The sequence below is a fragment of the Agromyces sp. NPDC058104 genome (assembly GCF_042884835.1).
Taxonomy (GTDB): domain Bacteria; phylum Actinomycetota; class Actinomycetes; order Actinomycetales; family Microbacteriaceae; genus Agromyces.
This window is the reverse complement of the sequence record NZ_JBHVTD010000001.1, coordinates 976,458-987,325: the sequence shown is the minus strand read 5'-3', so window position 1 is coordinate 987,325 and position 10,868 is coordinate 976,458. Positions and strand designations below refer to the sequence as shown.

Here is a 10,868-nt window from a genome sequence, read left to right as displayed (position 1 = left end):
CATGGATGCCATCAGCAATCCGTACACCCCGAACGCGGGTGCCGCGCCCGAGATCGTGGTCGGCAGGGACGACCAGCTCGAGGGCTTCCGGGTGCTGCTCAGCCGCCTCGAGCGCGGTCGCACCGAGCAGTCGATGATCATCACCGGCCTGCGCGGCGTCGGCAAGACCGTGCTGCTCGGGCAGTTCATGGACCTCGCGAACGCGGCCCACTGGGAGGTCGTCGAGATCGAGGCGAGCAAGCACGACGACGTGCGTTTCCGTCAGGCGATGTTCTCGCAGCTCAAGGCTGCACTGCTGCGGCTCTCGCCCCGCGCCCGCTGGACCGAGCTGAGCCGCAGGGCGGCCGAGGTGCTGAGCGCGTTCGCCGTGTCGGTCGACCAGCAGGGCACGTTCAGCGTCTCGTGGGACATCCCGCCCGCCGAGGGCGAGGGCGATCACGGCGACCTCGCGATGGACCTCACCGACGTGTTCGTCGCGCTCGGCGAGGCCGCCGCCGAACGCGAGCGAGGGGTCGTGCTGCTCATCGACGAGGTGCAGTTCCTCGGGCGCACGCAGCTCGAGGCGCTCATCCAGGCCGTGCACAAGACCGTGCAGCGCAAGCTGCCCATCACGCTCGTCGGCGCAGGGCTGCCGCAGATCGCCGAACTCGCCGGCGATGCGAAGTCGTACGCCGAGCGGCTGTTCAAGTTCCCGGTGATCGGCTCGCTGAGCGACGACGACGCCCGCCGTGCCCTCGTCGAGCCGGCGCTCGTCGAAGGCGTGGTCTTCGACGACGACGCCGTCGAGCTCGCGATCGAGATCACGCAGGGCTATCCGTACTTCATCCAGGAGCTCGGCTACCAGGTCTGGGGGGTGGCGGCCGGAGGCCGGGTGCGCCGCGACGACGTGGAGCTCGCGCGCGAGGCGTACGAGTCGAAGCTCGACGGCTCGTTCTTCCGCGTGCGGCTCGACCGGGCGACCCCGTTGCAGACCGCCTACATGCGTGCGATGGCCGAGCTCGGCCCGGCGCCGCAGAAGGCGGCCGACGTCGCACGCGTGATGGGCCGCGAGTCGACCCAGGTCGGGCCGACCCGCGCCGAGCTCATCGACATGGGGCTGCTCTACACCCCCGAGCACGGCTACGCCGCGTTCACGGTGCCCGACTTCGATCGCTTCATGCGCCGCGCGGTGCCCGAGCTCGTCGTGCCGCAGGTGCAGAAGCGCAAGCCGCGCGAGCACTGAGCGCCGTGCGGGCGCGCCCCGGGCCGTGCCGCCGGCTCACCGCCGGATGATCCGCCGCTCGATCGCCGCGGCGACGGCGCCCGCTCGGGTGTCGACGCCGAGCTTCGCGTAGATGTGCGAGAGGTGCGACTTCACCGTCGCCTCCGAGACGAGCAGCTCGCGCGCGAGCTCCTTGTTGCCGAGCCCCTCGGCGAGCAGCTCGAGCACCTCGACCTCGCGCTCGGTGACGACGGGACCGGGCGCGGCCGCACGGCGCACGAGGGTCGCGGCGACCGACGGGGCGAGCACGGTCTCCCCGCGGGCGACCGCGCGGATGCCCGCGAAGAGCTCCTCGGGCGGGGCGTCCTTCAGGAGGTAGCCGCCCGCGCCGGCCTCGAGGGCCCGCAGGATATCGGCCTCGGTGTCGTAGGTGGTGAGCACGAGCACGGCGGGCGGCTCGTCGAGCGCGCGCAGCCGGGAGGTCGCCTCGACCCCGCCGGGCCCCGCGCCGAGGTTGAGGTCCATGAGCACGACGTCGGGGCGGTACGCCCGCGCCTTCGAGATCGCCTCGTCGGCGTCGCCCGCCTCGGCGACGACCTCGAACTCGGCCCGACCGGCGAGGAGGGCCGCCAGCCCGGCGCGGACGACCGGGTGGTCGTCGACGAGCACGACGCGCACCTCGGCGCCCTGCTCAGTCGGGGATGCCGCGGTCATGACGCGCTCCGCTCGCTCGTGCCGCCCTCCAGTGGGAAGGAGACCGACACCGTGGTGCCGTCGCCGAGCGCGCTCTCGATCTCGGCCCGCCCGCCGAGCTCCTGTGCGCGCTCGCGCAGCCCGCGCAGGCCGTGGCCGCGCTCGCCGGCGCCCCGCTCGCCGACCGCGCGTTCGCCGGCGCTGCGATCCGGCGCGCCCCGACGGCCGGAGCCTTCGAGGTCGAAGCCCACCCCGTCGTCGCGCACGTCGAGGCGCACCTCGTCGGGCTGGAACGTCAGGCTCACCACGACGCGCCGCGCCCGCGCATGCTCGAGCGCGTTCGCGAGCGCGCCCCTCGCGCTGCGCAGCAGGGCGCCGGCTACCGCCGCGGGCACGACACGGGCGTCGCCGTGGCGGTGGAACTCGAGTGCGGCGCCGTCGCCGGTGGCGGCGGCATCCGTGACGAGGCGCTCGAGCGCGTCGGGCAGTGCCTCTGCACTGCCGCCCTCGAGCGAGGCGGGAGCGAGGTCGCGCACGACGCGACGCACCTCGTCGAGGCCCTCGCGGGCGGTCGCGGCGGCGGTGCGCACGTGCCGGCGCGCCGCGTCGGGGCGCGCCGACCAGTCCTGCTCGGCCGCCTGCAGCAGCAGGTTGATGCTCGACAGCTGCTGCCCGACCGAGTCGTGGATCTCGCGCGAGAGCCGCTCGCGCTCCGCGAGCGCCCCGGCGCGGTGCTGCGCCTGCAGCAGCTCGTCCTGCGCGTCGGTGAGCTCGTCGAGCAGTCGCTGCCGGGCCGCCGACTCGCGCTGCAGCGCCCGGTAGACGAGCACCGTGACGACGGCGATGCCGATCGGGCCGACGATCACCGTCGGGTCGACGCCGTCGGCGATGCGGAGCTCGGCCGCCGTCACGAGGCCGGTCATGAGCACGACGACGACCACGGCGCCCCGGAACGGCAGCACCTGGAGCACGGCGAAGCCGAGCGGCACGGCGCACCACGCGAACGACGGCGCCGCGAGCGTGAGCAGCGCCCACAGCACCGTGACGGTCACCACCCACGCGGTCGGCCACCAGGCGCGCGTCGGCAGCAGCGGGCGCACCGAGTACGCGACCGCGAGCAGGGCCGCGCCCGCGAGCACGAGCACGCCGTCGGGGCCGAACCCGTGGCGTTCGAGATAGCGCACGGCCGAGGTCGCGAGCAGGGCGAGGAACACGATCTGCAACCAGCGGTCGAGGCTGGCGACGGGCGCGAGGATGCCCCGGAGGCCGGTCTGGTCGGAGACGGACATGATCGCCAAGCCTAGGCACGGGCGCCGCCGACCGGCATCATCCGATCGGCTATCCAAGTGCAGCCGATCGCCCGACGCCCGTGCCCGATCCCGCCCCGAGGCTGGGAGTGCACGTCGAGGACCGGCGTGCTGAGACGAGGAGAACCATGAAGCGCACCATCGCGATCGCACTCGCCACGGCGAGCCTCACGGCCGGCATCACGTCGGCCACGCTGACGACCGGAGCCGACGCGGCGCAGGCCGCCGACCGCGGCCGCCCCGACCGCTACAGCGTGCCGGGCGACGCCGCGGGCTCGCGGTTCGAGGGCATCGGCGCCGACGAGCGGCGCGGCCTGTTCTACGTCAGCGAGGTCACGGGGGGCGAGATCCACCGCGGCGACGTGCGGAACCCGCAGGCCGAGGAGTGGCTCGCCGGCGACGGCACCGACGGCCGCTACACCGCCCGCGGCGTGACGGTCGACGCCGCGGGCAACGTCTACGTCGCCGGCGGCCCGAACGGCATCGGCAACCCCGACCGCCCCGACCTGTGGGTGTACTCGGAGGAGGGCGAGCTGCTCGCCGCGCTCCGGGTGCCCGGCACGCCCGACGCGTTCCTCAACGACGTCGCGATCGGCGCCGACGGCGCCGCGTACTTCACCAACTCGAACGACCCGCAGATCTTCCGCGTCGCCCACGAGGGCGGCACCTGGCGGGCCGAGCTCTGGGCCGATGCCACCGGCACGGTCGAGCGTGCGGCGGGCTTCAACCTCGGCGGCATCGTGCTCTCGGCCGACCGGAGCGCCTTCGTCGTCGCCCAGGGCAACACCGGCCAGCTGTGGCGATTCGACGCGACGACCGCCGCCGCGACCGAGATCGACACGCACGGCGCCGACCTCGTGAACGCCGACGGCCTCGTGCGCCAGGGCAACCAACTGACGGTCATCCGCAACTTCTCGAAGATGGTCGCGACGATGCGCGTCGCGGCCGACGGCGAGGCGGTGCACCGCATCGAGCAGCGGGCGAGCGACCCCGACCGCGTCTACACGACCGCCAAGATGCTGCACGGGCGCCTGCTCGCCGTCGACAGCAAGTTCGACGAGCAGCCCGCGGCCTCGGGCCCGTACGACATCGTGGGGTCGCCGTGGGGCTGACCGGCGCCGGTCGTCGCAGCGTCGTCGCGATCGTCGCGGCGGCGCTGCTGCTCACCGGGTGCGCGGCGAGCGGCGGGCCCCTCGGCTCCGACGCGCCGCGGTCGACGTCCGCTTCGCCGAGCGCCCCGCCACGAGAGGATGTCACCATGACCGAGACCCCCGCCCCCGTGCTCCCGGACCCCGACGGCACCCTCCTCAGCGCCGCGGCCGCCGGCGATGCCGCGACCGTCTCCCTCGCCGTCCGCGCCGGCGCCGCGCTCGAGGCGCGCGACGCCCGCGGGCGCACCGCCCTGCTGCTCGCCTCCGCGGCCGACCACGTCGAGGCCGCGAGCGTGCTCGTCGCGGCGGGCGCCGACCCCGACGCGCTCGACGACCAGCGCGACACCCCGTGGCTCGTCACGGGCGTCACGGGCAGCGTCGCGATGGCCGAGGTGCTGCTCGCCGCCGAGCCCGACTTCACGATCGTGAACCGCTACGGCGGCATCTCGATCATCCCCGCGGGGGAGCGCGGCCACGTCGAGTACCTCGAACGCGTGCTGCAGACCGACATCGACGTCGACCACGTGAACGACCTCGGCTGGACGGCGCTGCTGGAGGCCGTCATCCTCGGCGACGGCGGGCCGCGGCACCAGGAGACCGTGCGGGTGCTGCTCGATGGCGGCGCCGACCGGTCGATCGCCGATCGCAGCGGCGTCACCGCGCTCGAGCACGCCCGCGCGAGCGGCTACGACGAGATCGTCGCGCTGCTCGACTGAGACGCGAACGGCGGCGGATGCCTCGCGGTACCCCCGCGGCATCCGCCGCCGAGACGGGGATGCCGCGTGCCGATCGTCCTGCAGGATGGAGGGATGCCGATCCTGATCCAGCACGACGAACTCCTCGAGCGCCTCGCGGCCGAGCGCGAGGCCGCCGAGCGGGGGACCGAGCCCGGAACGCGCACCGTGGTGCTCGACGTCCGCTGGTCGCTCGCCGCCCCCGACGGCACCGAGGCCTACCTCGCCGGGCACATCCCGGGGGCCGTGTACGTCGACCTCGACCGCGAGCTCGCCGATCACGACGTGGTCGGCGAGGGGCGGCACCCGCTGCCGACCGAATCGTCGCTCACCGCGGCGATGCGCCGCTGGGGGCTCCGCGACGGCGACACCGTCGTCGTCACCGACGACCTCGGCAACCAGTCGGCCGCGCGGGCCTGGTGGCTGCTGCGCCACGCCGGCGTCGCCGACGTGCGGATGCTCGACGGCGCGCTCGCCGCATGGCGGGCGGCGGGGCATCCGCTCGACACCGGATGGGTCTCGCCCGAGCCCGGCGACGCGACCGCGCACTTCGGCAGCATGCCGGTGATCGATGCCGATGCGGCGGGTGCGCTGCCCGACGGGGGAGTGCTCCTCGACGCGCGTGCCGCCGAACGTTACCGCGGCGAGGTCGAGCCGATCGACCCGCGCGCCGGCCACATCCCCGGCGCACGCTCCGCCCCGAGCGGCGGCAGCCTCGACGAGAGCGGCCGGTTCCTGCCGGCCGACGAACTGCGCGAGCGCTTCGCCGCGCTCGGCGCCGAACCCGGCGTCGCCGTCGGCGCGTACTGCGGATCGGGCGTCACCGCGGCGCACGCCGTCGCGGCGCTCGCGATCGCCGGCATCGACGCGGCCCTCTACCCGGGCTCCTGGAGCCAGTGGTCGCGTGAGGAGGGCCGCCCCGTGGCGACCGGGTCCGAGGCCTGACTCAGTCCGCCCTGAACCCCACGGCGACGAGCGTCGTCAGGTCGATCGACGTCACCTCGCGCGCCGCGAGGCCCGCGAGATACCGCGCGCGAACGGCCTCGAGCTCGTCGTCGTCGAGTCCGACGAGGAACGCGCGCAGGCCCGTGCCCGTCACGAGCGACCATGCCAGCCCCTCGTCGAGGTCGAGGTGGCGTCGCACGATCTCGGCGCGCACCCGCACGAGGCCGAGCCCCGTGAGCCACTGCGCGAGCGTGCCGGGCGTGTCGACGTCGCTGATGCTCGGCGACGCGGCGCCGCCCTGCAGTCGCAGCGCGAGATCGGCGGGCAGGGCCGTCGCGAGCACCTCGGGCACCGGCTCGAGCGCGTCGCGCGCCCACACCGTGACCGCGACGCGCCCGCCGGGCTTCGCCCGCTCGACGAGGTGCCGGGTGCCCGCGTCGAGGTCGTCGAAGAAGAGCACCCCGAGCACGCACTGCACGAGGTCGTAGCCCGTCGGCTCCCACGTCGTGACGTCGGCGACGTGCAGCCGGAGCTGCGGCAGCCGGTCGCCGGCGCGCTCGCGGGCGATGTCGACGAGCCCGGCCGTCAGGTCGACCGCGTCGACGACGCCGCCGGGCCCGACGAGCTCGGCCGTCGGCAGCGCCGAGGCCCCGTCGCCCGAGCACGCATCGAGCACCAGCTCGTCGAACCTCGGCCTCGACCTGGCCACCGTCGCCGTCGAGATCGGATTCCAGACCGCCTCGTCGAGTTCGGCGTAGGACGCGGCGGCAGCCGTGAACCCCCCGACGAAATCAGGCTCGTTCGTCGTCTCCCCCATGGGCCCATTCTCGCCCCTGATCGGCCGGATTCGCGGGATTCAGGCAATCGAAAGCCGAACGGTGCAGACTGGGTGCACCGCATCACGTCCTCCGATCGAATCGAGTCACCCCCATGAACCGTGCCCTGCGCCGTGGCGCGCCCCTCGCGCTCGCCACCGCGGCCGCCCTGCTCCTCGCCGGTTGCGCGAGCGGCGGCGACCCCGAGGCATCCGAGACCCCCGCCGCCACCGCCGACTGCATGGACGTCGAGTCCGGCGCGCTCAGCGACGGCGTGAAGGTCGAGGGCGAGTTCCCCGGAGCGTCGACCGCGACCTTCACCGCACCGCTCGAGACCGACGAGCTCCAGCGCACGATCGCCATCGAGGGCGACGGCGACACGACCGAGGCCGGCCAGAAGATCAACGCCGTCGTCTCGCTCTACTCGGGCACCTCGGGCGAGCAGCTGCTCTCGCAGCCCGCCCAGATCACCGTCGGCGACGAGACCGTGTTCGACGCGTTCCGCGCCGGCATCGACTGCGTGCCGCTCGGCTCGCGCACCGTGACCGTGGCGCCCGCCGCCGCGCTGTACGACGGCCAGGGCAACGAGACCATCGGCCTCGCGGCCGACGAGGACGTCGTGGTCGTCGTCGACGTCGTCGAGGTGCAGCAGCCGCTGAAGCCCGCCGAGTGGACCGAGAACGTGCCCGAGGTGAAGTTCGGCGCCGAGGGCGAGGCCCCCGTCGTCACCCTGCCGAAGGTCGACGCGCCCACCGAGCTGCAGATGAAGGTGCTCGAGGAGGGCGACGGCGACACCGTCGGCGAGGGCGACAGCGTCACCGTGCAGTACCAGGGCATCAGCTGGGACAGCGGCGAGGTCTTCGACCAGAGCTACACCCGCGGCGAGCCCTCGACGTTCACGACCGACGGCGTGATCCAGGGCTTCGGCGCGGCGCTCGTCGGCCAGAAGGTCGGTACCAAGCTCATCGTCGTGATCCCGCCCGAGTACGCGTACGGCACCGACCCCGCCGCGCACGACCTCGGCGGGCAGACCCTCGTGTTCCTCGTCGAGATCGAGGACACCGCGCCCGCGGCGTAGCGATCGAGTACGAGAAGGGCCGGATGCCGCGCGGCATCCGGCCCTTCGTCGTCCGCGGCGGTCGCCATGACGCCCCGGCCAGACCAGGCTGCACCGAGCATGTTTCAGGACAAAGCACGCTCGTCAGGACGAAATCCGGGAAAACGTCCTGACGAGCGTGCTTTGTCCTGAATACGTGCACTGCAGGGTGCGGGTCCGTGTGGGGGTCGGGCGCGGGCTCAGCGGCCCCAGGTCGCCCACACGATGATCGCGCTCACCGCGACGAACCCCACGACGAAGAGCGTGTCGCGCAGTCGCCACGGGCTCAGGGTCCGCTCGGTGCGGGTGGGATGGGCGCCGAAGGCGCGGGCATCCATCGCGAGGGCGACGCGCTCGGCGTGCCGGATCGCCGAGGCGAGCAGCGGCACCGCGGTGCCGAGCGCCCGGCGGACGGCCGCGATCGGCCCGCGGCCGCGCACGGTGCCGCGCACCCGGTGCGCCGCCCTGATGATCTCGAGCTCGTGCCCGAAGCGCGGCACGAAGCGCAGCGCCGCGAGCGCCGTGTAGCCGATGCGGTAGGGCACCCGCAGGTTCTGCACCATCGCGCGCACGAACTCGGGCCCGGTCGAGGTGAGGCCGGCCATGAGCGAGAGCATCAGGACGGCGATGATGCGGAGCCCCGTCGTGAACCCGACCGCGTAGGCGGCGAGGGTGAAGCTCCAGCCGCCGATCGAGAAGAGCACGGTGGAGGTCGCGGGGCCCGAGAGGCTCGCCGGGTCGACCCAGACGCCGAAGCTGAACCCCAGCACGACCGCTGCGAGTGGCGTCCCGATGAGGAGCGCCGCGACGACCCGGCCGGAGAGCCGGGCGCCGAGGAGCAGCACGAGCAGCGAGAGCACGATGAACGCGAGCGGCAGCAACGGGTCGCGGCTGAACACGACGACGAGCATCGCCGGCAGGGGCGCGGCGAGCTTCGCGAGGGGGTTCAGCGTCGCGAGCGGGCCGCGCCGGGGCGCGACGACGGCCCGGGACGCGACGGTGGGCGCGGCCGCGTCGGCCGGGACGGGGCTCGCGCCGCTCGGGGGCGGGGTCGCGCCGGCCATGCCGCTCATCGCGCCCCTCCCGCGGCGACCGGGAGCTGCGACATGCGGGTCACGGCGCGCCACCCCGGGTGGTGCTCGAGTCCGCGCGTCGCGCGGGCGAGCGGCGGATGCCGGAGCCCCGCCTGCTCGATCAGCGGCCCGGCGAGCACCTCGGCCGTCGGGCCGACGCCGAGGATCCGCCCGCCCTCCATGACGGCGAGCCGGGTCGCGTAGTCGGCGACGAGCTGCAGGTCGTGCGTGACGACCAGCACCGTGGTGCCCTCGTCGTTGAGCCCGCGGAGCATGTCGAGGAGCTCGGCCGCGCGGGCGCGGTCCTGGCCGAACGTGGGCTCGTCGAGGGCGAGCACCGGGGCGCCCGCCACGAGCGCCGTGCCCACCGAGAGCCGGCGCTTCTGCCCGCCCGAGAGCAGGAACGGGTGCTGATCGGCGAGCTCGTCGAGGCCGAAGCGGCGGAGCATCCGATCGCATGACGCGGTCGCCTCGTCGTCGTCGAGGCCCTGCAGCCGGAGTCCCTGCTCGAGCTCCTCGCGGACGGTGCCCGCGATGAACTGGTGCTCGGGGTTCTGGAAGACGAAGCCCACCCGCCGCGCCCGCTCGCGGGCGTCGGCGCGGGCGGGGTCGATGCCGAGCACCTCGACGCCGCCGCGCGGCGCCTCGATGACGCCGGCGAGCGCCTGCAGCATCGAGGTCTTGCCGGCGCCGTTCGTGCCGACGATCGCGAGGAACTCGCCCGCGGCGACCTCGAGGTCCACGTCGCGCACGACGACCGGGCCGCGCCTCCCGCCGCGCCGTACGGCGAGCCCGCGCGCACGGATGACCGGGTCGGCGTGCGCCGCGACGGCGCCCGTCGCGTGGGCGAGGGAGGGCGTCGGCGCGAGGGCCGTCGAGCGCACGGGGGAGGAGGCGCTGAGCGGCGGGGGCAGGCTCGGCAGCCGATCGAGCGCCGCGGCGAGCTCGGCCGGGGTGAGCGGCAGCGGCCCGATCGCCACGCCCGCGTCGCGGAGGCGCATCGCCGCGAGCGTCGAGACCGGCAGCCAGACGCCGAGCGCGGCCAGCTCGTCGGCGCGCTCCCGCAGCGTCTCGCGAGCGGGTCCGTCGATGACGAGCCGCCCCGAGGCGTCGAGCACGATCACCCGGTCGACGAGGTCGACGGCCGCGTCGAGATTGTGCTCGACGAGCACGATCGCGTGGTGGTCGTCGTCGGCGAGCTCGCGCAGCACGGCGTAGACCTCGTCGATGCCGGCGGGGTCGAGGTTCGCGGTCGGCTCGTCGAGCACGAGCACGGGTGCCGCCATCGCGAGCGCGCACGCGATCGCGAGTCGCTGCCGCCCGCCGCCGGAGAGGCGGTCGGGGTTCTCGGTGCGCCGGTCCCAGAGGCCGACGAGCTTCAGGGCGCGTTCAGCGCGGGCGAGCACCTCGGATGCCCCGACGAGCTGGTTCTCGGGCGCGAAGCACACCTCGTCGAGCACGGTGCCCGTGACGATCTGCGCGTCGGGGTCCTGGAAGACCATCGCCACGTGCTCGCTCAGCACCCCGACCGGATGATCGCGGCTGTCGAGGCCCGCCACCCGCACGGTGCCGTCGAGCTCGGCGGGCACGGCGTGCGGCACGAGCCCGTCGAGCGCCAGCGCCAGGGTCGACTTGCCGCACCCGCTCGGACCGAGGATGAGCACGACCTCGCCCGGCGCCACCGCGAACGACACCTCGGCCGGCGTCGCCCGGCTCGCGCCCTCGTGGCGGATGCTCACGCGGTCGAGCTCGATGATGTGCGAAGTGCGCATGCCTGGCCTGGGTCGTGGGCGGTCGGACGACGGCTCTCGGCGCGGCGTCCGTGGGGCTTAGGACAGCCTAATCTCGCCCAG

General features: G+C 74.5%; 10 protein-coding genes. 5 read left to right on the top strand and 5 right to left on the bottom strand.

The annotated features are described in order from the left end of the window. Position 1 precedes the first annotated feature (1 nt). The gene (locus ACFVTH_RS04700) at positions 2-1,222 is read left to right on the top strand and encodes an AAA family ATPase (RefSeq protein ID WP_387087208.1); all 1,221 of its coding nucleotides are present in this window, start codon (positions 2-4) and stop codon (positions 1,220-1,222) included. Between the two features lie 36 nt (positions 1,223-1,258). Here ACFVTH_RS04700 and ACFVTH_RS04695 read toward each other — a convergent pair whose 3' ends face one another. Further along, a complete protein-coding gene (locus ACFVTH_RS04695; RefSeq protein WP_387087206.1) occupies positions 1,259-1,915 on the bottom strand; it encodes a response regulator in 657 nt (218 codons plus the stop codon). After that, on the bottom strand, positions 1,912-3,183 hold the full coding sequence (locus ACFVTH_RS04690) for a sensor histidine kinase (RefSeq protein WP_387087204.1): 1,272 nt from the start codon (positions 3,181-3,183) through the stop codon (positions 1,912-1,914). Before ACFVTH_RS04690 ends, ACFVTH_RS04695 begins: the two co-directional genes overlap by 4 nt. A 146-nt stretch (positions 3,184-3,329) precedes the next feature. On the opposite strand from ACFVTH_RS04690, the gene ACFVTH_RS04685 reads away from it, so the two are divergent. From ACFVTH_RS04685 to ACFVTH_RS04675, 3 genes are all read left to right on the top strand, one after another. Continuing rightward, positions 3,330-4,313: an SMP-30/gluconolactonase/LRE family protein gene (locus tag ACFVTH_RS04685; protein WP_387087202.1), complete on the top strand. Its 984-nt coding sequence runs from the start codon at positions 3,330-3,332 to the stop codon at positions 4,311-4,313. A gap of 146 nt (positions 4,314-4,459) precedes the next feature. Beyond that, positions 4,460-5,068, top strand: a complete 609-nt coding sequence (locus tag ACFVTH_RS04680; RefSeq protein ID WP_387087201.1) for an ankyrin repeat domain-containing protein — start codon at positions 4,460-4,462, stop codon at positions 5,066-5,068. 93 nt (positions 5,069-5,161) lie between these two features. Further along, on the top strand, positions 5,162-6,031 hold the full coding sequence (locus ACFVTH_RS04675) for a sulfurtransferase (protein WP_387087199.1): 870 nt from the start codon (positions 5,162-5,164) through the stop codon (positions 6,029-6,031). A gap of 1 nt (position 6,032) precedes the next feature. On the opposite strand, the gene ACFVTH_RS04670 is transcribed toward ACFVTH_RS04675, so the two are convergent. Further along, entirely contained in the window at positions 6,033-6,848 is an 816-nt protein-coding gene (locus ACFVTH_RS04670) for a class I SAM-dependent methyltransferase (protein WP_387087197.1), read from the bottom strand. Positions 6,849-6,961: 113 nt separating this feature from the next. On the opposite strand from ACFVTH_RS04670, the gene ACFVTH_RS04665 reads away from it, so the two are divergent. Beyond that, positions 6,962-7,924, top strand: a complete 963-nt coding sequence (locus ACFVTH_RS04665) for an FKBP-type peptidyl-prolyl cis-trans isomerase (protein WP_386942352.1) — start codon at positions 6,962-6,964, stop codon at positions 7,922-7,924. A gap of 218 nt (positions 7,925-8,142) precedes the next feature. Here ACFVTH_RS04665 and ACFVTH_RS04660 read toward each other — a convergent pair whose 3' ends face one another. Both ACFVTH_RS04660 and ACFVTH_RS04655 read right to left on the bottom strand, forming a co-directional pair. Further along, positions 8,143-9,015 carry an energy-coupling factor transporter transmembrane component T family protein gene (locus ACFVTH_RS04660; RefSeq protein WP_387087195.1) on the bottom strand — a complete coding sequence of 291 codons (873 nt, stop codon included), beginning with the start codon at positions 9,013-9,015 and terminating at the stop codon, positions 8,143-8,145. After that, on the bottom strand, positions 9,012-10,787 hold the full coding sequence (locus ACFVTH_RS04655) for an ABC transporter ATP-binding protein (RefSeq protein ID WP_387087193.1): 1,776 nt from the start codon (positions 10,785-10,787) through the stop codon (positions 9,012-9,014). The genes ACFVTH_RS04660 and ACFVTH_RS04655 overlap by 4 nt, the downstream gene beginning before the upstream one ends. Between the last annotated feature and the right edge of the window lie 81 nt (positions 10,788-10,868).

What these genes read in the sequence shown, in the direction of transcription:
- ACFVTH_RS04695 (WP_387087206.1), bottom strand. Translation starts at nt 1,915, where the DNA reads ATGACCGCGGCATCCCCGACTGAGCAGGGCGCCGAGGTGCGCGTCGTG.
- ACFVTH_RS04660 (WP_387087195.1), bottom strand. Translation starts at nt 9,015, where the DNA reads ATGAGCGGCATGGCCGGCGCGACCCCGCCCCCGAGCGGCGCGAGCCCC.
- ACFVTH_RS04700 (WP_387087208.1), top strand. Translation starts at nt 2, where the DNA reads ATGGATGCCATCAGCAATCCGTACACCCCGAACGCGGGTGCCGCGCCC.
- ACFVTH_RS04655 (WP_387087193.1), bottom strand. Translation starts at nt 10,787, where the DNA reads ATGCGCACTTCGCACATCATCGAGCTCGACCGCGTGAGCATCCGCCAC.
- ACFVTH_RS04680 (WP_387087201.1), top strand. Translation starts at nt 4,460, where the DNA reads ATGACCGAGACCCCCGCCCCCGTGCTCCCGGACCCCGACGGCACCCTC.
- ACFVTH_RS04685 (WP_387087202.1), top strand. Translation starts at nt 3,330, where the DNA reads ATGAAGCGCACCATCGCGATCGCACTCGCCACGGCGAGCCTCACGGCC.
- ACFVTH_RS04670 (WP_387087197.1), bottom strand. Translation starts at nt 6,848, where the DNA reads ATGGGGGAGACGACGAACGAGCCTGATTTCGTCGGGGGGTTCACGGCT.
- ACFVTH_RS04675 (WP_387087199.1), top strand. Translation starts at nt 5,162, where the DNA reads ATGCCGATCCTGATCCAGCACGACGAACTCCTCGAGCGCCTCGCGGCC.
- ACFVTH_RS04690 (WP_387087204.1), bottom strand. Translation starts at nt 3,183, where the DNA reads ATGTCCGTCTCCGACCAGACCGGCCTCCGGGGCATCCTCGCGCCCGTC.
- ACFVTH_RS04665 (WP_386942352.1), top strand. Translation starts at nt 6,962, where the DNA reads ATGAACCGTGCCCTGCGCCGTGGCGCGCCCCTCGCGCTCGCCACCGCG.